At 43.6% G+C, this 326-nt stretch carries 1 pseudogene; it reads right to left on the bottom strand.

The annotated features are described in order from the left end of the window. Positions 1-326: pseudogene (locus PL85_RS17665) on the bottom strand (hypothetical protein); the annotation flags it as partial.

Here is a 326-nt window from a genome sequence, read left to right as displayed (position 1 = left end):
AGGCCAACAGTATCAAAATCGACTTTTCCTTTGAACTCACGACTAACATAAGAGCCAGTAGAGAGCACATGAGATAGAGCGTCTAGGCTTCCTTTAATCTCACCAGTTTGAGCATTAAGAGCTTCGACAACGGAGGAGCTATCACCGCCGCCAGTACCACCACTAGATTTAATAGCCGAAACAATATCAGCAGTATTAGCAATGGATTGGTCACGCAAACCACCCGCCATCATACCCATATTATTGACCATATCGCTTAAATGTGAATTGGTTTGGTCTAGCTTCCAACCCAACGGACGAACAACGTCCTTTATTCCATTTAAAGT

Source organism: Vibrio anguillarum (genome assembly GCF_001989995.2).
Lineage (GTDB): Bacteria > Pseudomonadota > Gammaproteobacteria > Enterobacterales > Vibrionaceae > Vibrio > Vibrio anguillarum.
This window is presented reverse-complemented; position numbering and strand designations above follow the sequence as displayed.